Genomic DNA, 24,025 nt, shown 5'->3' with positions numbered 1-24,025 from the left:
ATGCCGACAGACTAGTGAGCGACTGACTTGGAGAATACATTGATCACCACAACACCGGAAATAATCAGCGCCATCCCGATCACACTGGCGGCATCCAGAGACTGTCCGTAAATCAGCCAGCCGATAAGTGTAACCAATACAACGCCCATCCCCGCCCAGATGGCATAGGCCACGCCCACCGGGATTTCCTTCAGTGTGATCGAAAGGAAGTAGAAGGCCACGGCATAGCCGGCAATCACCAGCAGGCTGGGCCAGAGCTTGGTGAATCCTTCACTGGCTTTCAGGCCGCTGGTTGCGACCACTTCCGCAACAATGGCAATGCCCAGAAATAACCAACTTTTCACATTGAATCTCCAGTACCGCACGAATTGGGAAGCAGACGATACCAGCCGGCAGTGCCTTCTTACAGGGTGACTGCAGAAAAGGGAAACTGCACTAAGCTGGTAGTGCATGCCGGAGTTATACGAACGCGTTCGCAAAACTCCGGAATGCAGGATGAGAAATGAACGTAACTATCTGATAGGGTTGGAAAGTTGGAAAAGGAAGGGTGGAACTATACGCCCACGGTGGGAGCAGGGGTGGCTCAAAAGAGGGCGTATAACTCCGGCGGTAGCAGTGGTGGTTGGTGCTCAAGCGGTTGTTTCTATTGAAGAAGATGCTGTTATTTGAGCGCGTTTGAATGGGGTTTTACGAACGGGTGATATACGAACGCGTTCGTATAATTAGCTGTTAAAGCGGTGGGTTGATTGCAAAGGTTTTCTTGCCGTTTCACCGTAGGTTATCGCCAAAGCACTGTATAAGTAAACAGTATCATTTTGCGTCTGGAATCGAGTGCAAGAAAACAAATAATGCGGATCGCCGTTGAGCGCTCTCCTTGCTACCCTCAAGAGCCAGAGCAGACGCATAAGTCGCGGCTTGATGCGTCTGCTCTGGCTCTTGAGGGAAAGCCGATCAAAGCTCGATCGTAGTCGCCTTTGTTCCGTGCCTTCTCATCTTGGTTGCCTGCGCTGACGATTAGCCTGATGCCTATCCAGGTTTGTCTTCCGGGAATGGAATGGCTTGTTGTTAGAAGCAATATGATGCTTTTTCTGGACGTTCCGTTTAACAACACGTTGCACGCGACCTGCGCTTCGCTCCGGCACGTGAACATATTTCGTTAGGTGTTACAGGGAATGATGAAACGTCTATTGGTTCTTTTTTTCGGGGTCGTACTGGTTGGATGCGCTTCAAATCAAGACCGCGGATCCTTTGCGGGCAGCGATAGGTACTCCGGAGCCTCGGAGTACTGTTTAAACCTTAAAAAAAGAGCAACAGATGACCTGAGTAATCAGGATAACTATCGCCAGTATCAGGACGAATGTGAATTTTATGGGGGTACCGAACCCCCGAAAGAAGATCAAAATACAGAGTGCATCCTCAACATGATTTTAGGTGGCTCTTGTAGTGAAGCCTATGAGAAATGGGAGTGATTCATCATATTCCGCACTTAACCAGTAGTTGTAGTTTGTTCCGGCCTGCGGCCTCCACCGGACTCCCCTGTCGGGGCGCCGCTAAACAAAAGCGTTAACTGCTCAAGGAGCGGGCATGAATTTTGGTATTTTAGTGTTTGATGGCGTGGAGGAGCTCGACTTCGTTGGGCCATGGGAGATCCTCAAAATTTGGTCCAAAATTGCCGACGGCCCTGAAAATTGCTTCATCGTTGGTGAATCACAAACTGCTATTAGTTGCGCTCGTGGTTTGTCTGTTAATCCCCAGATTTCTTTCGAAGACTGTCCGAAGCTTGACTACCTGTTAGTTCCAGGAGGCCAAGGAACAAGGAAGGAAGTTCAAAATCGGGTTCTGTTGGAGTTTGTCGAGAGCCAGGCACGACATTGCCAGGCCGTGCTATCCGTATGCACCGGTGCCTTTATTCTTCACGCTGCCGGGTTATTGGCCGATAAAAAGGCAACAACGCATTGGGCCTCGCTTGGTCGTCTAAGGGCTTTAGGCAACGTGGAAGTGATGGAAAAACGCTTTGTCAGGGACGGCAATATATGGACGTCTGCGGGCGTATCAGCTGGAATTGACCTTATGCTTGCTTTTATTGCGAGTATCGCTGGAGACGAAGTAGCGGGAGAGGTGCAATTCAACTCTGAGTATTATCCCGCCTCAACTAATTATGGTGGGTTCGTGCTGCATCCGGACGCACCGGCGTACTTAAAGCGCAGTTAACCAGTAGGTGAAGCCGACCGGCACTACGCTGCGCTTCGTCCCAGCGGCTTACCACGGCGTTAGGAACATTACCAGGCAGGAGTCTAAATGCTAAAAAGCCATATGGATGCGATAGAGAAATCGCTTATAGCTATCAGCCATATTCCAGCGAATTCGGGGCACTCTCTTCATAAAGGGACTCCCCGAGAGGCATTTATAAAGGAATACTTGGAAGCTCACTTGCCATCTAATGTGGCTATTGGAACGGGCGAAATAATTGACGCAAACTCTCGGCCGGGCCAAAAAAGAAATCAATATGATATTGTCATCTATAAAAGATCTTATCCAAAACTTGATTTTGGTGGTGGGGTGTCTGGATTTCTTGTCGAGTCGGTTATTGCGACAATCGAAGTGAAATCAACACTAACACAGCAGGAATTTAGCATCGCAGCAAACGCCGCCTACAACAGTAAGAAGTTGAAATCTAACGTCGTAACCAGCTTTCATTCAGGGTATATCCCACCATCTATCCTAAATTATGTTGTCGCCTACGACGGGCCAGCGAGTATGAAAACCGTGCATGGATGGATCTCAACTGAATACCAGAAACTTGGCATACCTCAAACTCCTATACCTACTGATGATAAAAAGCGAGTAGCCACGCCAGCAGATGCACTAGATGCCGTTTTTGTTCTGGGGAAGGGGCTTCTTTACTATGACAACGTCCCTTTAGGCTTCTCAAATCAAGAGCATAGGCAGCAAAATCCTTCGTCAAAATGGATATTTTCAGATACACCGGAAGGCAACTTGTTGCTGCTATTTCTGATGATTCAAGGGGCCACTGCGAATATCGAAGGTAGATGGCTTAATGCAGTTCCTTATTTGTCCTCTTTTAAGTTGCCTGGATTGCAGTGGGGTTCCTAACAATCACAGTCACGGCGACGTCTACTACATTGCGGCTTCGCCTCCATTTCGTAGCCGCGCGTGCTGAGCGGCGTTATGCAAGGAGACAGAGAGTATGGATATTGATGGACTTTTGTCTTCTGCTACGGAGCGTATCGGTAAGAACTATTTCCAGTTACCCATTGATGGCCAAGATGTTCCGATTTATCGGGAAAGAGTCTACTGCTATGAGCTTTATCACCAGATGAGATTGGCATGGCCTGAGGATTCAGAATTCGAGCTAAGCGGTGAGGTTGATAAATCTGGGCATCCCCTTATCAGGGGCAATAACCTAGATAGGGTCAAGCCAGATTTGTTGATCCATATACCCGGTAACATGGGTGGCAATCACACATTGATCGAAGTCAAACCCATCAATTGTTCTCGAGCAGGAATTTCTAAGGATTTATCGACACTAACGGCCTTTCGAAGATATGCGGAATACAAAAGAGCAGTGTATCTATTCTATGGTGACGGCGACCTCTCAGAGATCATTGAAAAAGCCAAAGAAATAGAGTTCGGCGATCGGGAAAACAGAATTGAGCTTGGCTTAATTGAGTTTTGGTGGCATCGGCGTGTTGGTGAGCCAGCTACTCGGTACACGCAAGCTGCATAACCAGTGCGTCAGCGGGACCGGTTTGTTCCGCTGCCGCTCCACAAACCGGCCCGTTACGCCGGCGTTATGCCAGGTGAGGAAATGGAAGAGTACGTATCCATACACGGCGATAAATGGAAAATTTTCGATATTAATGAGCAAATAAAGTGGGCGCGGGAGCAAGTGTGGAAAAAGCAAAAGTGGCTGCCACGAGCTGCTCTCGTATCTAAAGGTAAAACGTCAGAGTACGTTGGCCAAAGTTATCGTCCTGAGTATACAAGGCTCGTAGAGGATGGTTGGAGTCACGACCATTGTGAAATATGTTGGTGGTCGTTGTACGAGACGGATAATCCTGAGTCAGGTGTAGGGTATACAACTGATGGCCGCACCTGGCTCTGCTCCGAATGTTATGAGAAGTTTATTGTGCCTAAGGCATAACCATCGCAGGCACGGCGACGTCTTTTCCATTGCGGCTTCGCCTCCATTCCAAAGCCGCGCATGCTGCGGGCGTTATGTGTTTCAGGAGTGCAAGTGGGAAACCTGAATTTGGACGATACCCTTGGCTTTTTCAGGGAAATCGTGGATCCTAATTTCACCGATTTCTACTGGGATTTTCAGTCTGACGAGGTGTGCGATAGAGGAAAGCTAACCAGGGTATTTCGCAAGATGGTGAATCTCTCCCTGACATTAAATCACCAGGCAGATAAGGTCGCCCACAAACTGAATTATCCAAGCGCAGGCGTTTTAATCGGCGAGATTTCGCGTCACTATCCGATCGAGGGAGCAGCCCTAAATGCTGTCAGACTTTTTTCGAATGACGTAAAGCATCGGGCAAAGCTGGATTCAAGTTTCACTACTAGGAAGCGCACTGAGCTCGATCAACCCACAGAGGGTGAGGATCTTCCTGAGTGGTATTACACAACTGAGAATGGCCAAAAAGTGGCGGTATGCGATAGCTCTGTTGATGCCTATCTTTTCTGGGGTAAATGGTTCGCCGGAGAGCGAGGTGAGCTAAAGGAAAGCACATAACCCATATGAGCCTTCTCGGAATCAACAGGCAATAGTCATTTTTTTGGCCGCGCCAGCGGCCAACCTAAACCCATGAGCAAGAACGCCTGCTTCGTCAGTCTCGCGGAGCTGTCAGGCACTTACAGCAAACACATATAGGGGCTCTCTTACGTGGCTTTAGGCCACAGCCTGACCGGTCGTTCCATCGGTGGGTCAGGGGTACCAGACATTCATCGGTTAACCGGTCACTGGCGCTATTCAAGCGTCGGGCTGCATGGCTCCAGTTAGTGTCAGGCTCAGGACCGGTGTAAGCGCACTGGCTCATGGTATTAAGGCACGCCCACGGGCTGGCTAATCAAGTCGCTCTGGCTTCAACATCGGTGACAGAAAACCGCTTGGGTATCGGGTACCAGTCAGCGGACTTGCAGTCTTCGGTGTCATCCTTTCTGATCCAGTTAGACGTCTTGCTCAGCCCGTGGCGTGACTAACCTTTCAGGAACCGTTGTTCATCGAACACCCTTTTGTCTTTGAGCATGAAGTACACCGCACGTCCCAGTTTGTGGGCCACAGCCGACAGAGCTTTGGGTTTGTTCATCCGCCTCTGAAGCTTCTCAACGTAGCGTTTGGCCTTGTCGTTGTTGCGAATAAACAACACGGCTGCTTCAGAGAACGCCCACTTCAAATGAGCATTGCCGATCTTGTTGCCCTGGGTGCCGTAGATCTTGCGGGCGGATTCGGCTTTGCATTTCACCAGGCGAGCGTAGGACGCGAACTTCTGAACGGATTCGAAGCGTTGAATATCGCCAACTTCGTAGAGAATGGTCAGCGCCAGAATGCGACCGACTCCGGGAATGGTCTTCAGCACGTTGAGTGACGCCGGGTCGTGTTGTTTGGCCTGCTTCTCCAGATGCCATTCAAGCTTTTTGAGTTCGTGCTGATAGCAATCGACGATCGCCAGATCCAGGTCGATGTTGCGTTGAACGTCTGGATCGCTAAAAGCAGCGGTGAGTTGTGACCGGCCGCCAGGGTTGTTGAGGTTGGCTTTGCTGGGTGGCAGATTGTACTGGCCCAGAGTATTCACCGCGTGGGCCTTGAGCATGGCCCCATGACGGACAATGCGAGTCCGGCGGCGCAACAGATCGCGGGTGGCCCGCATCTCCTTGGGATAGACGTAAGCCAGCGGGAAATTACCACCGCGCATGAGCATGGCGATCTTGAAGGAATCAATACGGTCGTTCTTGGTTTTGCCGCCATGGATCGCCTTCATGTAAAGCGCATGGCCCAGAATGAAGTTGATGCCGTGTTCTTCGCACAGGTCTGATATCCAGTACCAGCAGTGCATGCATTCGACACCCACGACGAGATCATCGCGAAAGGGTTCCAGCAGCGCCAGTAGCGGTTCCGGGCGGGCTTTGATTTCCTTGTGCAGCAACACCTCGCCTTGTTGGTCGATGATGCAGACATACAGGCTGCGGGCGTGCAGGTCGATTCCACAATAATGGCGGTGGGTGCTATGGTAAAAGTTCATTGAGTCTTCTCCCTTGTAGAGCTTGGTCGCCTTCCAGCTTAGCGGGCAACCGTTGGGCTGGGGAGAAGGCTCAATCAGTATCAAGTGCAGGCAGAGCGACGGTTTAGTCTTTGCTCCTTCGTCACAACGCCAAAACCGCGCCTGCTGCAGGCGTTAAGCATCAAGGAGGAAATTTATACCATGGACGTTTTTGTGAAATTCAATAGAAAGAACATCCAAGACCGTCAAATCGATACGCTCATAGGTTTGAGCAAAGGGGTTTTGGCTGACGGAACTGTAAATCAAGCCGAAGCCGAGTTTCTGATGAGCTGGCTGATTCAAAATCGTCAATCCAGTGATAATCCGGTAATTATCAATCTACTCCAGAAAGTCTCCGCTATGCTCGAGGACGGTGTGCTCGACAAAGAAGAGTCAGAGGAGCTATTGGGAATACTTCGCAAAATTTCTGGTGATTCGGCTGAGATCGGTGAATTAGCGAAAACCTCTTCACTTCCGATTAATGAGCCTCTTCCCGAAATAGGATTTGAGGGAGCATCTTTTTTGTTCACCGGAACCTGCGCATTCGGGACTCGCAAGCAATGCCATGAAGCAACCGAGGCTCTCGGAGGAGCTATCTCGAAAACCGTTAACAAAAATCTCAACTATCTTGTTCTCGGAACTTATGTGACGGACAGTTGGGCTCACGAGACATTCGGTCGAAAAATTGAGAAGGCGGTTGAGTATAGAGATAGCGGTGTGCCTATCGTTATATTGACTGAGGAACATTGGGCCCAATCGGGCAAGCTGACCTAAGTGCTGCTTAACCAGTCAATCAAGTTCGTGGCCGGCCTGATGGCCGCCCACCAGACGGCTTTCAGCCGCCGCTGAATATTGGCGTTACCAGGCCAACTGAAAGGGAGTTCAAGTGGTTACCTGCTATCTGAAGTACGTCATAGATCCCTACAAAACCGCCGAGTTCGAGCGCTACTCGAAAATGTGGATACCTTTGGTCCAGAAATTCGGCGGTCAGCATCATGGGTATTTCTTGCCCTCCGAGGGCGCAAACAATATAGCTATCGCGTTATTCACGTTCGAGTCGCTGGCAGCCTATGAAAAGTATCGTGAGGCCTCGTTCAAAGACTCGGATTGCCTAGCCGCCTTCCGATATGCCGAAGAAACTCGTTGTGTACTAAGCTGTAAGCGCAGTTTTATGAGACGGGTTTTTGAGTGAGCTTGTAACAAGTGCATTAAGTCTGTTCCGGCCCGAAGGGCCTCCACCGGACGCCGTAGTCGGGCGCCCCTTATGCAAGCGTTGGGCGGCATGACACAAGGACTATCCTATGCCAGATAAAACGGCTATTCGCGACATCTCGCGAACCCGCCTACTACCGAAGCGTGAGGGAAGGTGAGTTTCCAGCAAGTACTTGATTCACTGCCGATCGGTGGCGTCTTCGTAGCGTTCGCTATCTTCGCGCTGACCGTTATCGAGGTTGGTTACCGCTACGGATATTGGTGGCAGGAGCGCACGCATGACGAGAAGGAGGGCCCCACGGGCATGATCGTGGGCTCGCTCCTGGCCCTTATGGCGTTCCTGCTCGCGGTCGCGATGGGGATGGCATCCGATCGCTTCGACACGCGCCGCGGGCTCGTGCTGGCCGAGGCGAATTCCATTGGTACCACTTACCTCAGGGCCGGCTACCTGCCAGAGCCGGCCTCGAGTGAGATCCGGCATCTGCTCCGTGAGTACGTTCCCCTGCGCATCGCGACCGACGATCTCGCAGAAGTCCGAGCGAGAATAGCTCGATCGGTCGAGCTCCAGGAGAAGCTCTGGTCAGTTGCCGAGGAGTTGGCCCGCGCCACACCCGAATCTGACGTCCTGGCCCTGTTCATTGACTCACTGAACGAGACGATCGACCTGAACGAGACGCGGGTAACGGCGGGCATCTACGCACGCGTACCCGAAACGGTCATCCTCCTCCTCTTCTGCGGCTCGATGCTGGCGCTGGGGATGGTGGGCTACAACGTAGGCTTGATCCAGCGGCGCAGCCCCCTCACTACCATCGTGTTGATTGCCCTCCTTGGTGCGGTTATCACCCTCGTGGTCGATCTCGATCGACCGCGCGACGGATTCCTAAAGGTGAGCCAGCAGCCGCTCATCGATCTGCAGGAGCAGGTCGGAGCACTTCCGCCAGCGAATCCACCCGGGTAGCTGGCGTGCATCATTTGGCATCCCAATGGATTGTGAGGTTATTGAGGGATAGGAATATTCCCTTTCTGATCTGTGGCGGACTCGCAGCAAAGGGATATGGCTCTGAGCGCGATCTGAATGACATCGACCTATTCGTTCCTGGTGAATACTTTTCTTCAGTGGTTCAGGCTGGCCAGGAGTTTGTATCTAAAGCTGCCGCTCACCGACAGGAGGAAGGCTGGGATCTAACCTATGTCCAGTTCAAGTATGAAGGCATCAAAGTGGAGGTAGGTAGCGCTGATGGTCCAAGAATATACGATGCCGGAAGCGAAACCTGGGTTCCGCTTAGCATAGATTTTTCTCGATATGCGACCGTGCATTTGCTGGGCCTTGAGCTTCCCTTAATGTTGAAGGACGACTTGGTCCAGTATAAGAGCGCGCTCTCACGTCGGGTGGATATCGAAGATATCCGTGCTATCCGTGAGAGCGCATAACCAGGCTATGCACCGAATGCCAAAACCTCCGGTGCCGTTATGTCATCGTTGATGGCAAGCGTTATAGGCCTGGTCGATTTCTGTGCACAGCCTAGTCCAATGTAGGTTAGGCTAATCCATACCTTTCGGGAGGGCATGGCTATGGTAGATATGATTTTGGAATCAACGATCAAATGTCCAAACTGTGGCCATCAGAAAACGGAAACCATGCCTACCGACTCATGCCAGTATTTTTACGAGTGTGAGTCGTGCCATGTTTTACTGAAGCCCAAGCATGGCGACTGCTGTGTCTTTTGTTCATACGGCACAGTACCGTGCCCGCCAATTCAGCAAGGGGCAGGGTGTTGTGCTCCTGGCCCATAGCAAGTCACGTAAGGCGGACGCGTGAGACGCGCCGCTTCGTTTTCGCGTTAGCTGTGATTGCCTTACCCGCTAAGTGATACTATAGTATCACTATAAATTTAGATCAGGGTGAGCCCATGAAAGTTGAGCTTGTTACGAACCTCAAGCGCCAAGCCACAAAGATTCTTGCAGATTTGCACTTGTCTAAGGAGCCGATACTGATCACGGAGCATGGTCAGCCATCCGCATACCTTGTTGATGTGCAGGATTATGAGTTTATGCAGCGTCGACTTGAGCTGCTTGAGGGGCTCTCACGGGGAGAGCGTGCTGTACTTGAGGGAAGAACGTACAGCCAGAGTGAGGCCAGGGAGAAAATGAGTAAATGGCTGAAGTAATCTGGACGGAGCCCGCCATTCAAGAGTTGGAGGCCATCGCCGAGTACATTGCTCTGGATAATCCTGCAGCCGCAAGTCACCTGGTCCAGGAGGTTTTCGATAAGACCGAGCGTTTGGAAGATTTTCCCCAATCCGGACGGATTCCTCCAGAACTTCCTAAATCAGTATACAGGGAGGTAGTGGTTCCACCGTGTCGCATTTTTTATCGTGAGGATGATAAGCGAGTTCTCATTCTCTATGTCATGCGAGAGGAGCGACAGCTTCGGGCGTACATGCTTGGGAACAGCTAAACAGTCGCGGCACTCGGATGCCTTTGTCTCCGCTTCGCTACATAGCAAAGCCAAGCGTTAAATCAAGGAGACTTTCCGTAGCAGAAAGCCCCCTGAAACTGTTTTGGCGATTATTGGTAGGCGCCCGTGAGTTCTGCTCCCCTGTTAGTTGGTTATCGCTTTCGCAGTTCGGTGACAGTTTCCCCTTTGACGCCCCAGTTGTCGTCGGTGACCTTGATATTGACATAAGGCATTCGAAATTCCTCTTGTTCAATGGTTGGATGCCCTGCCGCACAACAGGCTTTTAGATATGCGAGTGCTGAAGAGTGAGTGAATACATCGAATACCTAAAAGAAACTTTTTCCGAATTCGGTGAAATTCGCGCCAGAAAGATGTTTGGTGGCTACGGCATCTACCACGATGATGTGATGATAGGCCTTGTCGCCGACGACATGCTCTACCTGAAAGTAGACTCGGAGTCCGTCAGCTGTTTCGAAGAACGTGGGTTATTACAGTTCATGTATCCGAAGGGGCAGAGAATGGTGGGAATGTCATACTACCTGGCACCCGAAGAGGCGCTGGAAGACCCATCAGAAATGCGTCATTGGGCGACAATGGCCTACGGTGCAGCACTAAGATCACGTAAACAATAATCACTGCCGGGCTGCCTGTTCGCGATGTTTCAGGTGTCTCAGTAAGAGGCGATAGAGAAAAACCGATGACTGTTCATTCTGGTTCCTGCCTGTGTGGCACTGTGAAATTTGAGGTACAAGGCAGTTTTGACAGTTTTTATCTGTGTCATTGCCAACACTGCCAAAAAGATACCGGATCTGCTCATGCGGCAAATTTGTTCTCGCAGTCCGCTGAATTGACCTGGTTGTCCGGTGAAGGCGCTGTGACTTCCTTTACGCTCTCTGGCACTCGTCACAACAGGAGCTTTTGTAAGTTGTGCGGGTCAGCATTGCCGAGCAGTCCGCTTGAAGGTGTTCTCGTCGTTCCGGCGGGCTGTTTGGACACCGGAATCTCCATGGTACCCACAGCCCACATTTTCACAGCCAGTAAAGCACCCTGGGATGGCGACTTTGGCGACGTGCCAGAGTTCGAGGGCCTGCCAGAGTAAGCTGGTCGCATAAATCCGAAAACCCGCAAGTAGGTGCCCCCTCTATGACGGAACACACTCAGGTTGCTGGCCTGTCTACGGATCATCTTTCAAACATTGAAAGCCACCTTGACCGTTGCTACATCCAGCCCGGTAAGTTACCCGGCGCGCTGACACTGGTCGCCCGGCAAGGGGAAATTGCCTATGTGAAAGCCCAGGGGCTGATGGACGTGGAACGCAACAAGCCGGTCCGCCAGGATACGGTGTTCCGCATCTATTCCATGACCAAGCCGATCACATCTATCGCCATGATGCAGCTTTATGAGCAGGGGCGGTTTTTACTGGATGATCCCGTACACAAGTATATTCCTGCCTGGAAAACCCGGCGGATTTATAAAAGCGGTGTTTACCCCAACTTCCTGACCACGCCTGCATCCAGTACCCTGACAATTCGCGACCTGTTCACGCATATGTCAGGCCTGACTTACGGATTTATGCAGCGCACCAACGTTGACGCTGCCTACCGCGAGCTTAAGCTGGATGGCAGCCGGAGTATGACGCTGGAAGCCCTGGTCGATCACCTGGCAGAGCTGCCGCTGGAGTTTTCCCCGGGCACTGCCTGGAATTATTCGGTCAGCACGGATGTGCTGGGGTATCTGGTGCAGTTGCTGTCGGGTAAGCCGTTTGATGAGTATCTGCGGGAGCATATTTTTGAGCCTCTGGATATGCCTGACACCGGCTTCCATGTTCGGGATGATCAGCTTGACCGCTTCGCTGCCTGCTATCAGTACCAGGCTGGAGATCAGTTCACGCTCCAGGATGACCCCGAGACGTCTCCCTTCCGGCGCAAGCCTCAGTTCGTGTCCGGCGGCGGCGGGCTGGTTTCCACCATTGACGATTATTTCCACTTCGCCCAGGCGTTGTGTCAGGGTGGCGAGTTCCGGGGGCGGCGGATTATTGGTCGAAAAACTCTGGAATTCATGTGTCGTAACCACCTGCCTTACAATCAGGACCTACCGGGCCTGTCTGTCGGTGCATTCAGCGAGACACCTTATGCCGGGACTGGCTTTGGTCTGGGCTTTTCGGTAAAAACCGACGTCGCCAAATCCCAGACCAACGGATCGGTCGGTGAGTACGGTTGGGGTGGCCTTGCGAGCACCAACTTTTTCGTCGATCCCGTGGAGGAACTGGTGATGATCTTCTTGACGCAACTGATTCCCTCATCAACATACCCCATCCGTCAGGAGTTACGGGCGATCGTTAACGGAGCGCTGCTATGAACACAGTTTCAACACCCTATCCAATCGGCACCCCCGGCACTCCCTGGGGCGATGCGGAACTCGCCGAGTGGTTGTCACGGCAGACTCGTCAGCGCAGTTACGAGGCGGCGGTGTTGAGTGTGATCGAGGGCCTGCGCTCGCGCTTTGATGTGGAAGAGTACGGCGCTCTGGATTACGGCCCGGATTACTATCCGCTGATGGCGATTCGCAGCCGCGACTGGAATAACGATCTGCCGGTGGTGCTGATAACCGGCGGGGTTCACGGCTATGAAACCAGTGGTGTGCATGGCGCGCTGCAGTTCCTGGATAAGCACGCAGCGGATTACGCCGGCCGCGTGAACTTGCTGGTTGCGCCCTGTGTCAGTCCCTGGGCGTATGAGCGCATTCATCGCTGGAACTATAATGCGATTGATCCCAACCGTTCATTCCACGAGGGCAGTCGGGCGGAGGAGTCAGCTGCACTTATGCGATTGGTAGCGCCTGTTCGTGATAGTGCCCTGATTCATATCGACCTGCACGAGACCACCGATACCGACGAATCGGAGTTTCGCCCGGCGCTGGCTGCCCGTGACGGCAAGCCGTTCGAGCCGGCCGGGATTCCCGATGGCTTTTATGTGGTCGACGACAGCGAGAATCCACAGCCTGAATTCCAGCAGGCATTGATCAGGGCGGTGGAGCAGGTGACGCATATTGCGCCGGCCGATGACAGCGGCGAGATCTTCGGGTCCCCCGTGGTCGCCCGGGGCGTGATCGCGTATCCGCTCACGCAGTGGGGCCTTTGCGCCGGTATTACGAGAGCGCCCTACCGGACCACCACCGAGGTTTACCCCGATAGCCCTAGTGTAACCCCCGAGCAATGCAATGCCGCGCAGGCTGCTGCGGTGTGTGCGGCGATCGATTACGGGTTGGCCCATTCAAAGACCGCCGAATGATGTAGCAGGTCAGCATATAGCCATAACCTGAACTACACTTCCTGTGAACGCACACGGCATAGGGAGGCTGGTTATGGCTGACCGACCGAACGTCGTTTTATTCGATGTCCTCGAGACATTGATCGATCTGGATCCGCTGGCGGCACGGCTTGAAGAGGTGGGCCAGCCAGCGACCACCCTGCAGCCCTGGTTCCTGCGCTTCCAGCGCGATGCCATGGCACTGACCCTCGCCGGCGACTCGGCACCGTTCGAACCTCTCGCACGGGAATCCCTCCGCACGGAAACCAAATACACGCTCAATGAGCGTGATATTGAGTATGTGGTTGAGGGGTTCTCCACGCTGCCTACCTTTGATGATACCGCTCCGGCGCTGAAGAAAATCTCGGAGGCGGGCGCATCCGTTGGCTGCCTTACCGTCAACAGCCCTGAAAAAACCCGAGACTTTCTGGAAGGGGCAGGGCTTTCCGGGTTTGTTGACCACGTGATCACCGCCCAGGACGCCGGTGTCTGGAAGCCTCATCCGGATATCTACCGCCACGCCGCCAAGCGCCTTGGTATCCCGATTGAGCGCCTGGCACTGGTTGCGGTGCATGCCTGGGACTGCCACGGCGCCAAGAAAGCCGGGGCCCAGGCGGGCTGGTGTGATCGCCTTGAATGCGAGCCCGGCGATGTGTTCATCCCCGCCGATGTGACTGGCAGCACTCTGGTTGAGGTTGCCGACAAACTTATGGGGCTGCATTGAAATCCACTGCCACTTCCTCGGGGCTTCGGCCCTGAGGGGTGGCATATCAATCTGCTCAACCAGCGTTCGAAAATATGATTAACCCGGTTCCGACAGATAGGGCTGTGCCAGGGTCTCAAGCTTTTCTTCTCTGAGTTCGCCGATGGCATCCCATATTTGCTCTGCAAGCTCCGGATTTGCCGCTTTGAACTCCCGCGAGAGCATCAGATAGTAAGGTTTGGTTTTCAGGGGTGGTTCAATCCGGACAATGCCCGGGAGCTGATCGGCGTTACGGCTCAACAGGAAATCGGCGGTGACGGATTGCAGGGCAACGGCATGGACTCGTCCCGCGATCAGCAGTTGGAGGCTTTGCCTGGAACTGCGAACTTTCATCACGGAAACGCCCAACTGTTCCAGATCGTTCACTATGGAGTAACCCAGGGGCGCGCCAATCTCCAGGTCAGTATCCTTGAAGGCCTCGCCGCTCCAGCCGAGATCGGTATCTGGCAGGGCGTACAAATGGTAGCTGATGGTCGTCAGTCGTCGGGTGGGGTCAACCTGGCCGTCCCGTCGGGGGTATTCGCCAATTCGGGTACGCGCAGCATTGTAAGAAGCATTGAAAATACCATCCACCTGGCCGGTTTCGAGCATGGCCAGGCATCGTTTCCAGGGGTATCGGCTGAACTTGATCCGCAACCCCGGTATCCGTTCCTCTACCAACCTGACCAGCTCCACGGCTGCGCCGGGATTCTCCAGAACCTTTTCGGTGTCACCCATGTAGTAGGGGAACTGGGTTTTATCCTCATAGGCAACATGCAGGACAGTTTCGGCAACCGCAGGCAGGGACGCAGCCAGGAATAGGCAGAGAGGGATCAGTGCGAGGTAAGACTGCACACGCGCTTTCATGGCAGAGTCCAGCAAATTGCAATAACAGGGTTATCTTAAACCGCCCCGCCTAGTTCTGCATGCGAATGTCGTCTTTCCAGCGAAAGCCCACGCCGCCGGCTTGCCATACGCCATCTTTGTTGAACGGGTGAGGGCCGGCCATGTTGATGTATTGCGGCAGGCCAAAGTGGGGTGCCAGGTTCCGCGGGGCCTTGATGGTTACCCGGTCCATGATGCGCAGGCCCTGCTGCTCTGCCGGTAGGTGCGCCTCCGGTGAGGCACGATGGGCTACAGCCCAGTTATCGATAAACAGCAGATCGCCGGTGTCGTATTCGTAGCGAATGCCGTAGCCATCCCGGAAGGAATCGTTCAGCAGGTCGTTGTAATCGTTGAACAGCTCTTTCATGGCGGCTTCGTTGAGCAACCGGAAGCTGTCGGCGGGGGCGGGCAGGGTCTTCAGCTGGTCGACAGTCAGCCCGTCGTCCGGCAGGCGTTCGATTACGGCACCGGTCATGCCCAGGTGCAGCCACACACTTTTGCGGCCGGAAATCGGATGGGTATGAACCACGGGGTGGGTCACGCTGGAGGCGGAATTCACCGACACCAGCCGTTCCCAGAGATCCTGTTTTTCCGGCGGTAGTGAATCAAACGCGGCGCCCTGGTGTGCGAAGTGGGTACCACCGCCGTTCTCTGGTGCGCGGGCCATGTAGTAGGCGCTGTGGGAGAAGGTGGCAGCTTCGAAACTGCCATCGTTGTGCCACTGCGGGCCGACGCCGAGAATCCCCTGGCGGCCATCGTTGGAGCAGCGGAAGATGTGCCGATTACGGCCAGGCGTTGCGGGATGAACACCGTGGGTGGAGTGGATCTCACGGCCGCCCCACCATTTGCAGGCATCAATCAGTTCTTCGGGCGAGAGGCCCGCCTGGTGCTTGAAAACAATGAACCCGCGATTTGCCATTTCCTCTTCCAGCGCCTTGATAGCCGGCTCTGGCAGCTGGTTGCGCACGTCTGCGCCGTAGATTTCAACGCCAATAGGATCCAGCGGCTTGAGCGCCAAGCCTTCCTGTTCGAGCAGGGCCACATTCTCCGGGTTCAGGGGCGCTACGGTGGAGGTTGGTTCGCGGGGTGTTTCCAGGGGCTGTGCCATAGCGTTCAACTACCATGCTGCTCGTTTTATAGCCAGCGTAACCCAGCGGGTTTTTGAAATTCAAACCTGATATCTCCATGTACATGTTTTGAATTGGGCGAGGTGGCCCTGCGGGGGCAAGACCAATTCGCGTTTGCCTTCGTAGATGGGCCCTCTAGACTGATATAGGTAACTAAAAACCCAGAGGAATGGCCGTGACTCCCAAATCCCTTTTTCGCCGCACAGCGGCATTGATAGCGTTGGCAATGTCCGGATCGGTATTGGCTGCTGATCCGGTGGTGGTGTCGTCGAAAATTGATACCGAAGGCTCGGTGCTGGGGCAGATGGTGTTGCAGTCCCTGGAAGAGGCCGGCATTCCAGTTGAGAACCGGCTCCAGCTTGGTGGCACCAGCATTGTCCGCAATGCCATAAAGGCAGGAGAAATCGATATCTATCCGGAATACACCGGCAATGCCGCGTTTTTCCACGACCAGGCCGACCGGGATATCTGGAAGGATGCCGACAAGGCTTACCAGGAAGCTGCTCGCCTGGATAAAGAGGCGCACAACATTGTCTGGCTGCAACCGGCAGAGGCCAACAACACCTGGGCCATGAGCGTGCGGGGGGATCTGGCGCGTGACAACAACCTGGCCACGCTTGAGGACCTGGCCCGCTATATCAATGAAGGCGGTGCCTTCAAGTTTGCGGCCAGCGCCGAGTTTGTGGAATCCGCCAGTGCCCTGCCAGCCTTCCAGGAGGCCTATGGCTTCGAGCTTGAGTCCGACCAGCTGTTGATTCTTTCCGGTGGCAACACGGCGGCCACCCTCCGCGCGGCGGCGTTGAACAACAACGATGTGAACGGGGCGATGACCTATGGCACCGATGGCGGCCTGGATGCCCTGGATCTGAAGGTAATGGAAGATACCGCCGGCGTTCAGCCGGTCTATCAGCCTGCACCCATCGTGCGTGGCGAGGTGCTGGAAACCTATCCGAAGATCCGGGAGGTGTTGACCCCCATCTTCGAGTCGCTGGATCTCGAAACGCTGCAGCGCCTGAATGGCCAGGTAGCCGTGAACGGTGTGCCGGCGGATACCGTTGCCCGGGATTACCTGGATTCCCTGGCCCAGGACTGAGGTTTGTCGATTTTCAGCTCCGTTTCCCCGAACTCCATGCCGAACCGTGTCCTGCCCGTGCTGGGGTTGCTGGCCCTGGCACTGGTCTGGCTTCTGGAACTGGGCGTCATTCAACCCAACCGGATCGTTCCGGGTACCGGGCATGGTCTTTGGTCGGCGGTAGGCGGAGCAGGGGCTGGGCTGGTCTCACTGATTCTGGCGGGCTGCGTTGTGTTGTCTCTTCTGCCGGTGCGCCGCCGGTACCTGCCGCTCCTGGCTCTGGTGGGCCTCTCTCTGGCGCTGCTGCCTCTTTTGCTTGAGGTCTTTGCAGGCCGGCATCTGCCGGAAGACGCCCCCTATGCCCGATCTTCCATCGGAGCCGGTTTCTGGTGCCTGCTGTTTTTGTTGTCCCTGATGCTGATCGAAATCCTGGGGCGCCTCGGAAGTGGCCGAGGGCTGCAACTGTTGATCCTGGCGGTTATCAGTGGAAGCTGGCTGTGGTTCCTGCGGAGTGACGGCCTGGAGAGTCTGTCTCTGGTTCGGGAGTTCAACGCCCGGCCGGATAAGTTTGAGCAGGCCTTCTGGACTCACATGGCACTGGCTTTCGGTGCGGTCGGCATCAGCGCCTGTCTGGCCTTTCTGCTGGCGCTGAAGATGATTCGCAGTGTGGTCTGGCGCCGGCCTATCCTCGGCGCCGTCAGTTTTCTCCAGACCATTCCCAGCCTGGCGGTGTTCGGCTTGCTGATCGCACCGCTCAGCGCGCTGGCGGCTGCTTTCCCGGCGCTTCAGGCCATCGGCATCCGTGGCATTGGCTGGGCGCCGGCGCTGCTGGCGCTGGTGGCCTACAGTCTGCTGCCGATGGTGCGCAATACCTTCGTCGCCCTTACCGAAGTGCCTGAAAGCCTGGCGGATGCCGGGCGAGGCATGGGCATGAACGAGCGGCAGCTGTTTTTCAAACTCAAGCTACCCCTGGCACTGCCGGTGATGGTGGAGGGCGTTCGCATCACCACGATTCAGGCCATCGGCCTGACGGCGGTTGCCGCGCTGATCGGCGCCGGCGGTTTTGGCAGCTTTATCTTTCAGGGCCTGGGGCAGGCGGCGATGGATCTGGTATTGCTTGGTGCGTTGCCCACCATCGCACTCGCTCTGCTTGCTGATGCGTTGCTCACCATGCTGGCGGCCATTCTCAAGCCGACACCGGCGACGGCCTGACAGGAAAAGGGTATGTCCGAATGATCGAACTGAAAAACGTAACCCGCCGCTTCGGCGATGCCGTGGCCGTGGACCGGATCAACCTGACGGTCGAATCCGGAGAAGTCTGCGTGCTGGTGGGCAGTTCAGGCTGCGGCAAATCCACCACCCTGCGGATGATCAACCAGCTGTTGCCCCACAGCGAGGGCGAGATTCTGGTGGACGGTAAGGACGTTACCGCCATGAACCCGGAGCAGCTGCGGTTGAACATGGGCTATGTCATCCAGGGCACGGGCCTGTTTCCGCACTGGACGGTGGCCCGCAACATCGCCATGGTGCCCCAGCTTCTGAAATGGCCCCGCGAGCGGATCGACGAGCGCGTGCATGAGCTGCTGACACTGCTGGATCTCGACCCGGCCACCCACGCCAATAAGTATCCTCAGCAACTGTCAGGCGGCCAGGCCCAGCGGGTGGGCGTTGCCCGGGCGCTGGCGGCCAACCCCAATATTCTGCTGATGGACGAACCCTTCGGCGCACTGGACGCTATCACCCGGGAAAACCTGCAGCTTGAAATGTTGCGCATCCAGAGCCAGCTGCGGAAAACCACCGTGTTTGTGACCCACGATATCGACGAAGCCCTGAGGCTGGCGACCCGCATTGCCGTGATGGACCGGGGCCGCATCATCCAGCACGACACGCCGGAGAACATTCTCCGACGGCCGGCCTCCGATTTTGTGGAGAATCTGGTGGGCAAGCAGGACCGGGGCCTGAAGCTGATGAGCCTGCGCACTGTACGAGACCTGATGCAGAGCTACCCGCAGCCCAGGCAGCCTGAGCCCGGCGCCGACGGCCTCAAGGAAGCCGACAGCCTGAGAGTGGCCCTCTCGATTATGCTCTGGCAGAACTGGAATCAGGTGCCAGTGTTCAATGCCGATGGCGAGGAAACCGGAACCATCACCCGCGAACGCATTATCCGGGAAGGTGCCTGATGCGGATCTGGTTGCCGCCTGTACTGCTGACCGCGCTTCTGTGTGCCCTGAGCGCCGGCATGCCGGTTCTGGAGCCGCTGTTCCAGTGGGTCCAGCCGGATAAACAGAACGTGATCTACGAGCGGGAGAGCTTCCTGTTTCTGCTTCAGAACCATCTGATGCTGGTGGTGATTTCCGCACTTGTTGGAACCGTCGCTGCGGTAGCGGGCGGTATCTTCGCAACCCGTCCCTCGGGCCGGGACTTTCTGCCGCTGGTAAGCCAGATCGCGTCCATTGGCCAGACCTTTCCGCCGGTGGCGGTTCTGGCCCTGGCGGTGCCGGTTCTTGGTTTTGGTGAGGCACCGATTCTGGTGGCGTTGATTCTGTATGGCTTGCTGCCCATTCTTCGCAACACACTGGCGGGCCTTGAAGGAGTGGATGCCACCGTCCGGCAGGCTGCGCTGGGTATGGGCATGTCGTCTTTTCAGGTGTTGCTGCAGGTGGAGTTGCCGCTGGCGGGTAGGGTGATCCTGGCCGGCATCCGGACCTCGGTTACGATCAATATTGCCACCGCTGCCATTGGCTCAACAATCGGTGCCCGAACCCTCGGTGATCCGGTGATTGCGGGGCTGGTAAATGGCAACACGGCCTATGTGTTGCAGGGTGCGATTCTGATTGGCCTTTTGGCGCTCACGGTGGATAGCCTGTTTGAAGCCGCTGAGCGGGTCTGGGACCGTCGGTTTCTGCCCCAGACCGCAGGCTGAAAGCCGCGCCGCGGCTGCCCGGTGCTTTAAATACCTTGCTTTGATGTTTAGGCTGAGAGGCATGCACAGCGCAAGGAGCACATCGGAATGAAGTTTCCTTCGAGCACGTCATTTGCACTCCTGGGCGCAGCACTGATCGCGATCAGTTACGGGCTTGCGCGCTTTGCGTTCGGTTTGTTCGTTCCTCCTATCCGGGAAGAACTGGGGCTGGCGCCGGATGTGATTGGTGTGATCGGTGCGCTTCCACTGATCAGTTTCGTATTCGCAACCATGGTTGCGCCGCTCTCGGCAAACCGGCTCGGCGCCCGCAATACCGCCATGGCCTCCGGTATTTTTGGTGTTGTTGGCCTGGCGCTGATCAGTCAGGCGGTGGGAGCTGTTTCCCTTGGAGTTGGTGTGGTTCTCTGTGGCATCTGTACGGGCCTGATGATGCCGGCGCTTACAGCGGCCATGCAGGCGCTGGTTCGACGCTCTCTCCACGGCCGGGTCAGCTCGGTAATGAATGCAGGCACGAGTGTTGGTGTCATGATCGCGGTGCCGACCATACTGTTCCTGGCCGGTGCCTGGCGCTACGCCTACGCTTCCTTTGCGGTGCTGGCGGTTATCGGTGTCGTTGCCACCTGGTTCTTTATTCCGTCTGTTTCCCGTGTTGTCCCCGCCAATGCGGCGCCGGTGCAGCCAATCAGCGCCGACCAGTGGTGGCGCCTGCTCAGGCTCTCGCTGTTCGCTTTCATGATGGGCTTTGTCTCTGCCGCTTATTGGATCTTCGCGCCCGACCTGGTGGTTAACCTCGGGTCCATGCCATCTGACGCCACCGGTTGGCTGTGGTTGGGCGTTGGTATTGCAGGTCTGGGTGGCGCGGTGGTGGCCGATCTGGCCGATCGCAACAATCCGCCGATCACTCAGGCCCTGATGCTGATGATGCTGGCTGCGAGCCTGGCGTTGCTGGCTGCCAGCCCCGACAACTTGCTGATTTCGGCGTTTTCGGCGCTGGTTTTTGGTCTGGCTTACATGAGTCTGACCGGGCTGTATCTGATGACTGGCATTCGCCTGTTGCCGGGGCGTTTGTCCATGGGGCCGGTGCTGCCATTCATAGCGGTATCCCTGGGCCAGGCGGCTGGCTCGCCGGTGGTTGGTATGCTGGTCGGCGGCGTGGGTTACGCTGATGCCTTTGGCATGTTCTGCGCCATCGGGATCGTCGTGGCCATGCTCTCTCCGTTCTATCCACGGTATCTGGAATATGAACCGGAAGAAGAGGCGGAAGAAGATACTGGTCTGCAGGCGGCCTACGACTATCAGCTTCAAGACGAGGAAGGCGAACCCTATTCACCGGTTACTGGCAAGACCGAGAGTTATTAGGGCGGATAGCCGGGAGCGTTACTCCTCGGATGTATCGGTCCGCGCCGCCCAGCTGGTGTAGCCAAGATCCATCACCCGTGCCACTTCCTCATCGGGTATGGCTGAGAGGTCGCCCAGCTCCAGGGTGTCGTAGTGGAAGGCGTACAGCCTGGAGGTGAATTCGGCTACGGGCAGGGAGGCTTCGCCGCGCATTTCGCCATTGCCGTGGGTTGAGCAGGTGATGCCCTGGCCCCAGTTCTGGCCGCTGTCGTTGTTGGGGTTGAAGAAATAAACCCGCATCTCGTTCTTTGGGCTGAGGGCGACCCGCAGAATGTTGATGGCGTGTCGGCCAACGAAGCGCGCGGCGCTGTCAGTGACGGCTATGCCTGCTGGCTGGGCGTGAATGACCGGGATGTTGCCGTTGAAGAAGGGATGGTAGCTCGCGTAGAAATGCCGGATAAAGCCTTCATAGTCCTTTACCTCACCGGTTTTCACATCGGTTACCGCGCGGAAGCCGTGGCTGACCCACCAGCCGTAGAATTCCGGGTTGATCCAGCGGTGGGCGTCGTCATCGCGGTTTTCACAGCGGCGCCACATTTCCCCGTAGATGCGATCCAGGTGGGGGATAAGCACCAGCGACACCGGGTCCACGTCCACCGGTGTGCCTTTCACCAGGCCGGGCTCCAGATCTCTGGAAGAAACTTCCTGGCCTTCGAAGCGGCTCAGCACCTCGTTGTCCCGGGCTGCCCAGGCCAGAACCTGGAGCAAGTAATCTGCCTCGTTGGATGCCCACATTGAAAGGCCAATGGCAGACTGGCAGGTGGGATTGTTGCCCTGGCCGACACCCAATGGCTGTCCCAGCAGATTGATAACCCCGGCAAGCAGGAACACCCTCGGCGGGCGTGCATCGCCGAATGCCTCTCTGAGGGTCTGTTCGGTTTCTGGAGAGGGGCGAAGTTTGATCTGACGCCACAGGGCCTGTGCAACCGAGGGGGTAAAGAGTGACCCCCGTTCCAGCATCATCGTCAGGCCATACACCGCCTGGCAGGTCTCTGGATAGATGGCCTCGTCAATCAGGGCATGCACCAGTTCGGTGTAACAGTAGAGATCGTCCAGGCCGGTCATGGTCAGGCCCAGTGTGTTGGGTATCAGATCATCCTGACCAGTCGCGCGCAGGAACCTTAGCATCACCGCATGGTAGGGGGAGGCCAGGCCGGTATCGAACATGCTGCGGGCAAAGTAGGTGGCTTCGGAGGAGAGTGCCACATCGTCCATGTCTTTCAGACGCTGCTCGTAAACGGCAAGGCCAGGATCCTCTGCGCTGGCAGGTGTGGGGGCAAAGAGCGCCTTCACCAGTCGGGTGGCGTCGGCATTGCGTCGGGTTTTGATGCTGGGGTCATAGAGGCATTTGGCGATCTGACCGATCATCTCGCAGATGCTGTCCACCTGGACTGGGCCCTGGTCTAGCAAGCGCCAAACCTCTGCCACCAGGCTGTCCAGCAGGCTTTCGTATCCCAGGTGGGAAATCAAATATCGGTAAAGGTCCTGAACAATGGTTCCGAGCTGCTTCGGTCGTTCCCGGTCGGCTTCTGTTAGCTGGCCAGACAGCAGGTCCAGGTTCAGCGCCATTACCTGGGTGAGAAAATGGCGAGCCTGCTCGGCGGAAATGCCCGGATGGAAATAATCACCCCGGGTCACGGCCAACATGCGCAGCTCGCTGATCGCTTCCACAATGGTGGTGACAGCACCGGCCTCTCTCAGGGAGTGCTTGGCAAGCGCCGGTTGCAGGATGGCCGGTTGGGCCCAGTCGCTGGTGCCGAAAATACCAGCGGATTCCATCGAACGGACCCTACGGTAGAGGGCGTCGAAGCCACCCGACAGGGTCATCAGCATCCTTGCGCGCTCCAGAAGGCTGAGGCTGGAGGCCTTTGGGTCCGATTTCCGGGCCCGGGCAAACTCGGCCAGCGCCATATCGAACTGCATCAATGCCGGCTTGAGCGCAGGATCCGGGTCTTGGCGCTCCATAGCGTTGACTCCCTTTTCCGTCAGGGCAGAATCACGAGATGGTTGGGTAGTTCATTGCGCTCGTGGGTGGAGGGCACGTGTTCTTTGAGCAGTTTGCCACAGGCGGCAATGCAGTCAAGAAACCCCTGCCGGGTCTGTCCCTGGCGAACTTTTTCGGTGAAGTCCGCGACAATACTCTCCCATACCGAGTTGTCCAGCACATCGGCAATGCCCTGATCCACCAGAATCTCTACATAGCGTTCCGCTTCGGAGACGAAGATCAGCATGCCGGTGCCGCCTTCCGTGTGGTGCAGGTTCTGCTCAAGGAATTGCCGCCGGGCGAGGTTGGAGGCCCGCCAGTAACGCACCTGCCGGGGAATCAGGCGGGTGTTTATGCCCGGCATCCGGAACAGCAGGCTGAGCACGACGAACGTGCCCCACTGCACCAGCATGAGCATGTCGGCTCCGAACCAGTTCCCGAAATAGTTGCCGATACCCGGCACCAGCAGCGCCAGAATGCCGGCCCAGACCAGTGGAATATAGCTGTAGTTATCCGATTGGGCCGTCAGCACGGTTACCAGTTCGGCGTCGGTTTCCCGTTCCACCTTATTGATGGCGGCGGTAACGGCTTCCTGATCGCTTTTGCTTAGTAATGTCATGATTGTGCCATTCTCA

Annotated in this window: 28 protein-coding genes; 22 read left to right on the top strand and 6 right to left on the bottom strand. The window is 55.7% G+C overall.

Features of this window, described 5'->3' with window-relative positions:
- Window positions 1-11: 11 nt before the first annotated feature.
- Window positions 12-344, bottom strand: a complete 333-nt coding sequence (locus A8B84_RS07790; protein WP_064227280.1) for a DMT family transporter — start codon at window positions 342-344, stop codon at window positions 12-14.
- An 828-nt stretch (window positions 345-1,172) separates the two neighbouring features.
- Here A8B84_RS07790 and A8B84_RS21480 point away from each other — a divergent pair.
- The 5 genes from A8B84_RS21480 (at window position 1,173) to A8B84_RS07765 (ending at window position 4,756) form a co-directional block, all read left to right on the top strand.
- The gene (locus A8B84_RS21480; protein WP_138103019.1) at window positions 1,173-1,469 is read left to right on the top strand and encodes a hypothetical protein; all 297 of its coding nucleotides are present in this window, start codon (window positions 1,173-1,175) and stop codon (window positions 1,467-1,469) included.
- A gap of 115 nt (window positions 1,470-1,584) precedes the next feature.
- Window positions 1,585-2,211, top strand: a complete 627-nt coding sequence (locus A8B84_RS07785) for a DJ-1/PfpI family protein (RefSeq protein ID WP_064227281.1) — start codon at window positions 1,585-1,587, stop codon at window positions 2,209-2,211.
- An 87-nt stretch (window positions 2,212-2,298) separates the two neighbouring features.
- A complete protein-coding gene (locus tag A8B84_RS07780) occupies window positions 2,299-3,114 on the top strand; it encodes a DUF6602 domain-containing protein (RefSeq protein WP_064227282.1) in 816 nt (271 codons plus the stop codon).
- Between the two features lie 94 nt (window positions 3,115-3,208).
- Window positions 3,209-3,748, top strand: a complete 540-nt coding sequence (locus A8B84_RS07775) for a hypothetical protein (RefSeq protein ID WP_064227283.1) — start codon at window positions 3,209-3,211, stop codon at window positions 3,746-3,748.
- 510 nt (window positions 3,749-4,258) lie between these two features.
- Window positions 4,259-4,756 (top strand): hypothetical protein, encoded by a 498-nt coding sequence (locus A8B84_RS07765; protein ID WP_064227285.1) that lies wholly within the window; start codon window positions 4,259-4,261, stop codon window positions 4,754-4,756.
- A gap of 463 nt (window positions 4,757-5,219) precedes the next feature.
- On the opposite strand, the gene A8B84_RS07760 is transcribed toward A8B84_RS07765, so the two are convergent.
- On the bottom strand, window positions 5,220-6,263 hold the full coding sequence (locus A8B84_RS07760; protein ID WP_064227286.1) for an IS110 family transposase: 1,044 nt from the start codon (window positions 6,261-6,263) through the stop codon (window positions 5,220-5,222).
- Between the two features lie 180 nt (window positions 6,264-6,443).
- Between A8B84_RS07760 and A8B84_RS07755 the strand changes: the two genes are divergently transcribed.
- The 12 genes from A8B84_RS07755 to A8B84_RS07705 all read left to right on the top strand — a co-directional run bounded on the left by A8B84_RS07755 (window position 6,444) and on the right by A8B84_RS07705 (window position 13,983).
- Window positions 6,444-7,055, top strand: coding sequence for a BRCT domain-containing protein (locus A8B84_RS07755; RefSeq protein ID WP_064227287.1), 612 nt, complete (start codon window positions 6,444-6,446; stop codon window positions 7,053-7,055).
- Between the two features lie 112 nt (window positions 7,056-7,167).
- A complete protein-coding gene (locus tag A8B84_RS07750) occupies window positions 7,168-7,473 on the top strand; it encodes an NIPSNAP family protein (protein ID WP_064227288.1) in 306 nt (101 codons plus the stop codon).
- A 174-nt stretch (window positions 7,474-7,647) separates the two neighbouring features.
- The gene (locus A8B84_RS07745; protein WP_064227289.1) at window positions 7,648-8,451 is read left to right on the top strand and encodes a hypothetical protein; all 804 of its coding nucleotides are present in this window, start codon (window positions 7,648-7,650) and stop codon (window positions 8,449-8,451) included.
- A gap of 14 nt (window positions 8,452-8,465) precedes the next feature.
- A complete protein-coding gene (locus A8B84_RS07740; RefSeq protein ID WP_082905114.1) occupies window positions 8,466-8,924 on the top strand; it encodes a hypothetical protein in 459 nt (152 codons plus the stop codon).
- A 141-nt stretch (window positions 8,925-9,065) separates the two neighbouring features.
- Window positions 9,066-9,287, top strand: coding sequence for a GDCCVxC domain-containing (seleno)protein (locus tag A8B84_RS21830; RefSeq protein WP_082905113.1), 222 nt, complete (start codon window positions 9,066-9,068; stop codon window positions 9,285-9,287).
- A 116-nt stretch (window positions 9,288-9,403) separates the two neighbouring features.
- Window positions 9,404-9,661: a type II toxin-antitoxin system Phd/YefM family antitoxin gene (locus A8B84_RS07735; protein WP_022992576.1), complete on the top strand. Its 258-nt coding sequence runs from the start codon at window positions 9,404-9,406 to the stop codon at window positions 9,659-9,661.
- Window positions 9,649-9,951, top strand: coding sequence for a type II toxin-antitoxin system RelE/ParE family toxin (locus tag A8B84_RS07730; protein WP_064227291.1), 303 nt, complete (start codon window positions 9,649-9,651; stop codon window positions 9,949-9,951). Before A8B84_RS07735 ends, A8B84_RS07730 begins: the two co-directional genes overlap by 13 nt.
- A 305-nt stretch (window positions 9,952-10,256) precedes the next feature.
- Window positions 10,257-10,583: a TfoX/Sxy family protein gene (locus A8B84_RS07725; protein ID WP_064227292.1), complete on the top strand. Its 327-nt coding sequence runs from the start codon at window positions 10,257-10,259 to the stop codon at window positions 10,581-10,583.
- Between the two features lie 65 nt (window positions 10,584-10,648).
- Window positions 10,649-11,050, top strand: a complete 402-nt coding sequence (locus A8B84_RS07720) for a GFA family protein (RefSeq protein WP_064227293.1) — start codon at window positions 10,649-10,651, stop codon at window positions 11,048-11,050.
- 44 nt (window positions 11,051-11,094) lie between these two features.
- Window positions 11,095-12,309 carry a serine hydrolase domain-containing protein gene (locus tag A8B84_RS07715; protein WP_064227294.1) on the top strand — a complete coding sequence of 405 codons (1,215 nt, stop codon included), beginning with the start codon at window positions 11,095-11,097 and terminating at the stop codon, window positions 12,307-12,309.
- Window positions 12,306-13,241 (top strand): M14 family metallocarboxypeptidase, encoded by a 936-nt coding sequence (locus tag A8B84_RS07710; protein WP_064227295.1) that lies wholly within the window; start codon window positions 12,306-12,308, stop codon window positions 13,239-13,241. Before A8B84_RS07715 ends, A8B84_RS07710 begins: the two co-directional genes overlap by 4 nt.
- Before the next feature lie 73 nt (window positions 13,242-13,314).
- Window positions 13,315-13,983 (top strand): HAD-IA family hydrolase, encoded by a 669-nt coding sequence (locus A8B84_RS07705; RefSeq protein ID WP_064227296.1) that lies wholly within the window; start codon window positions 13,315-13,317, stop codon window positions 13,981-13,983.
- A 78-nt stretch (window positions 13,984-14,061) separates the two neighbouring features.
- On the opposite strand, the gene A8B84_RS07700 is transcribed toward A8B84_RS07705, so the two are convergent.
- Window positions 14,062-14,868, bottom strand: a complete 807-nt coding sequence (locus A8B84_RS07700) for a substrate-binding periplasmic protein (RefSeq protein WP_064227297.1) — start codon at window positions 14,866-14,868, stop codon at window positions 14,062-14,064.
- A gap of 49 nt (window positions 14,869-14,917) precedes the next feature.
- Window positions 14,918-15,994 (bottom strand): TauD/TfdA dioxygenase family protein, encoded by a 1,077-nt coding sequence (locus A8B84_RS07695; protein ID WP_064227298.1) that lies wholly within the window; start codon window positions 15,992-15,994, stop codon window positions 14,918-14,920.
- 188 nt (window positions 15,995-16,182) lie between these two features.
- Between A8B84_RS07695 and A8B84_RS07690 the strand changes: the two genes are divergently transcribed.
- The 5 genes from A8B84_RS07690 (at window position 16,183) to A8B84_RS07670 (ending at window position 21,367) form a co-directional block, all read left to right on the top strand.
- Entirely contained in the window at window positions 16,183-17,106 is a 924-nt protein-coding gene (locus A8B84_RS07690; RefSeq protein ID WP_064227299.1) for an ABC transporter substrate-binding protein, read from the top strand.
- Between the two features lie 36 nt (window positions 17,107-17,142).
- Window positions 17,143-18,297 carry an ABC transporter permease gene (locus A8B84_RS07685; protein WP_064227508.1) on the top strand — a complete coding sequence of 385 codons (1,155 nt, stop codon included), beginning with the start codon at window positions 17,143-17,145 and terminating at the stop codon, window positions 18,295-18,297.
- A gap of 20 nt (window positions 18,298-18,317) precedes the next feature.
- Window positions 18,318-19,265 carry an ABC transporter ATP-binding protein gene (locus A8B84_RS07680; protein WP_064227300.1) on the top strand — a complete coding sequence of 316 codons (948 nt, stop codon included), beginning with the start codon at window positions 18,318-18,320 and terminating at the stop codon, window positions 19,263-19,265.
- Window positions 19,265-20,008, top strand: coding sequence for an ABC transporter permease (locus A8B84_RS07675; RefSeq protein WP_064227301.1), 744 nt, complete (start codon window positions 19,265-19,267; stop codon window positions 20,006-20,008). The genes A8B84_RS07680 and A8B84_RS07675 overlap by 1 nt, the downstream gene beginning before the upstream one ends.
- A gap of 87 nt (window positions 20,009-20,095) precedes the next feature.
- Complete coding sequence (locus tag A8B84_RS07670; protein ID WP_064227302.1) at window positions 20,096-21,367, top strand: MFS transporter; 1,272 nt, start codon at window positions 20,096-20,098, stop codon at window positions 21,365-21,367.
- A gap of 18 nt (window positions 21,368-21,385) precedes the next feature.
- Here the strand turns inward: A8B84_RS07670 and A8B84_RS07665 are convergent, their stop codons facing one another.
- Together A8B84_RS07665 and A8B84_RS07660 are read right to left on the bottom strand one after the other, a co-directional pair.
- Window positions 21,386-23,371, bottom strand: coding sequence for a hypothetical protein (locus tag A8B84_RS07665; RefSeq protein ID WP_064227303.1), 1,986 nt, complete (start codon window positions 23,369-23,371; stop codon window positions 21,386-21,388).
- A gap of 20 nt (window positions 23,372-23,391) precedes the next feature.
- Complete coding sequence (locus A8B84_RS07660; protein WP_064227304.1) at window positions 23,392-24,009, bottom strand: TPM domain-containing protein; 618 nt, start codon at window positions 24,007-24,009, stop codon at window positions 23,392-23,394.
- Between the last annotated feature and the right edge of the window lie 16 nt (window positions 24,010-24,025).

Origin of the sequence: Marinobacter sp. EhC06 (assembly GCF_001650915.1) — a bacterium.
Classification (GTDB): Bacteria; Pseudomonadota; Gammaproteobacteria; order Pseudomonadales; family Oleiphilaceae; genus Marinobacter.
Note: the sequence above shows the minus strand (reverse complement) of the source record. Positions and strands in the feature narration are given on the sequence as shown.

Bases quoted from the DNA above. Each gene is read 5' to 3' on its own strand.
- A8B84_RS21480 (WP_138103019.1), top strand. From the start codon at position 1,173: ATGATGAAACGTCTATTGGTTCTTTTTTTCGGGGTCGTACTGGTTGGA.
- A8B84_RS07785 (WP_064227281.1), top strand. From the start codon at position 1,585: ATGAATTTTGGTATTTTAGTGTTTGATGGCGTGGAGGAGCTCGACTTC.
- A8B84_RS07780 (WP_064227282.1), top strand. From the start codon at position 2,299: ATGCTAAAAAGCCATATGGATGCGATAGAGAAATCGCTTATAGCTATC.
- A8B84_RS07775 (WP_064227283.1), top strand. From the start codon at position 3,209: ATGGATATTGATGGACTTTTGTCTTCTGCTACGGAGCGTATCGGTAAG.
- A8B84_RS07760 (WP_064227286.1), bottom strand. From the start codon at position 6,263: ATGAACTTTTACCATAGCACCCACCGCCATTATTGTGGAATCGACCTG.
- A8B84_RS07755 (WP_064227287.1), top strand. From the start codon at position 6,444: ATGGACGTTTTTGTGAAATTCAATAGAAAGAACATCCAAGACCGTCAA.
- A8B84_RS21830 (WP_082905113.1), top strand. From the start codon at position 9,066: ATGGTAGATATGATTTTGGAATCAACGATCAAATGTCCAAACTGTGGC.
- A8B84_RS07735 (WP_022992576.1), top strand. From the start codon at position 9,404: ATGAAAGTTGAGCTTGTTACGAACCTCAAGCGCCAAGCCACAAAGATT.
- A8B84_RS07730 (WP_064227291.1), top strand. From the start codon at position 9,649: ATGGCTGAAGTAATCTGGACGGAGCCCGCCATTCAAGAGTTGGAGGCC.
- A8B84_RS07720 (WP_064227293.1), top strand. From the start codon at position 10,649: ATGACTGTTCATTCTGGTTCCTGCCTGTGTGGCACTGTGAAATTTGAG.
- A8B84_RS07715 (WP_064227294.1), top strand. From the start codon at position 11,095: ATGACGGAACACACTCAGGTTGCTGGCCTGTCTACGGATCATCTTTCA.
- A8B84_RS07710 (WP_064227295.1), top strand. From the start codon at position 12,306: ATGAACACAGTTTCAACACCCTATCCAATCGGCACCCCCGGCACTCCC.
- A8B84_RS07705 (WP_064227296.1), top strand. From the start codon at position 13,315: ATGGCTGACCGACCGAACGTCGTTTTATTCGATGTCCTCGAGACATTG.
- A8B84_RS07700 (WP_064227297.1), bottom strand. From the start codon at position 14,868: ATGAAAGCGCGTGTGCAGTCTTACCTCGCACTGATCCCTCTCTGCCTA.
- A8B84_RS07695 (WP_064227298.1), bottom strand. From the start codon at position 15,994: ATGGCACAGCCCCTGGAAACACCCCGCGAACCAACCTCCACCGTAGCG.
- A8B84_RS07690 (WP_064227299.1), top strand. From the start codon at position 16,183: ATGGCCGTGACTCCCAAATCCCTTTTTCGCCGCACAGCGGCATTGATA.
- A8B84_RS07685 (WP_064227508.1), top strand. From the start codon at position 17,143: ATGCCGAACCGTGTCCTGCCCGTGCTGGGGTTGCTGGCCCTGGCACTG.
- A8B84_RS07680 (WP_064227300.1), top strand. From the start codon at position 18,318: ATGATCGAACTGAAAAACGTAACCCGCCGCTTCGGCGATGCCGTGGCC.
- A8B84_RS07675 (WP_064227301.1), top strand. From the start codon at position 19,265: ATGCGGATCTGGTTGCCGCCTGTACTGCTGACCGCGCTTCTGTGTGCC.
- A8B84_RS07670 (WP_064227302.1), top strand. From the start codon at position 20,096: ATGAAGTTTCCTTCGAGCACGTCATTTGCACTCCTGGGCGCAGCACTG.
- A8B84_RS07665 (WP_064227303.1), bottom strand. From the start codon at position 23,371: ATGGAGCGCCAAGACCCGGATCCTGCGCTCAAGCCGGCATTGATGCAG.
- A8B84_RS07660 (WP_064227304.1), bottom strand. From the start codon at position 24,009: ATGACATTACTAAGCAAAAGCGATCAGGAAGCCGTTACCGCCGCCATC.